The 1,158-nt window shown below is 60.5% G+C and carries 1 protein-coding gene and 1 pseudogene; one reads left to right on the top strand and one right to left on the bottom strand.

Features of this window, described 5'->3' with window-relative positions:
• Positions 1 to 188 precede the first annotated feature (188 nt).
• Positions 189 to 653 (bottom strand): Lrp/AsnC ligand binding domain-containing protein, encoded by a 465-nt coding sequence (locus tag HP499_RS24435; RefSeq protein WP_172326601.1) that lies wholly within the window; start codon positions 651 to 653, stop codon positions 189 to 191.
• A 171-nt stretch (positions 654 to 824) separates the two neighbouring features.
• On the opposite strand from HP499_RS24435, the pseudogene HP499_RS24430 reads away from it, so the two are divergent.
• Positions 825 to 1,158, top strand: a pseudogene (locus HP499_RS24430) (pyruvate dehydrogenase (acetyl-transferring) E1 component subunit alpha); the annotation flags it as partial.

The following is a 1,158-nucleotide window of genomic DNA, read 5'->3' as shown; positions in this document are numbered from 1 at the left end:
TGAGGTGTTGCTTCCGGAGGGTTGTAAAAGAACTGGAAGGCCGCGATCAGCCAGAGCAACGCCGCCAAGAGGCACGCCGCCACAACCACGCCAATGACACGCGTGGCGGAGGCAGTTTTGAGGGGCACGGGGACAGTCTAAGGTTCCCAAATGGGTGCTCCCTCCCAGCAAAGGACTGCCCTGGGCGTCTACCGGGTGTCAACATCCTCAAAGACAAGGAAAGTCTGGGTATCCTGCACGCCGTCCATGGACTGCAATTGGTCGAAGATCACACGCCGGAGGTGGATGTTGTCCGTTGCCCGGACCAAAAGGATGACGTCGAAGTCTCCGCCCACCAGGGCGATGTGGTGGACTTCCGGGATGGCCCGCAGCTGTTCCTTGAGTTCGCGCCAGGAGTGTTGCTGAACCTTCAACGTCACATAGGCGGAGGACCGCAGGCCGGCTTTGATGGGATCCACCAAGGCCGTGAACTTGGTCAGTACGCCTTCCCCGGTGAGGCGGGCAATCCTTGTATAGGCGTGGGCTCGGCTGATGTGGACGTTCTCAGCCACCTGCGTGATAGACATGCGCCCATCGGTGGTCAGCTCACGGATGATGTCCCGGTCCACACTGTCCAGCGGTACGGCGGTCTGCTCCGCCTCGGCCTCGCTCACGGGCTCTCCAATTCGTCTACAGCACGGGCGCGTAACCCAGCTCACAATGGCAATTCGTCTTTCAGAATACGCGCTTTTGACAAGGGCTTCCATGATTTGCGCGAAAGCTGGATACGAAACAGGGCCTGGGAACATACTTGAAGCACATAGTGGCTAGAGAAGGACGGACCAATGACGATCCACGCAGATCACTCTGCGCCGGAAACGGCTGTAGAGGACCACGCTGCTGACGTTCGGACAAAATTCGGCATCAGCGTTGAGGACTACATGCTCCCCGCCCGGCACCAGATCCAAATGGTGAACCCGGACGGCACCCTCCGCTCCCATGACGAGCAAGGCACCGAGCCCGGCCACGAGTACCCCACGCCCAGCGATGCTGAATTGATGGCCGCCTACGAGCAACTCGTCGTCGGACGTCGCGTCAACGACCAGAACTCGGCACTGGTCCGGCAGGGCCGCATGGCCGTCTACCCCTCAAGCCACGGCCAGGAAGCCTGCCAGGTTG

Source organism: Paenarthrobacter sp. CM16, assembly GCF_013179505.1.
GTDB lineage: Bacteria > Actinomycetota > Actinomycetes > Actinomycetales > Micrococcaceae > Arthrobacter.
The sequence above is the reverse complement of the archived record's forward strand: the minus strand, read 5'-3'. Positions and strand labels throughout refer to the sequence as shown.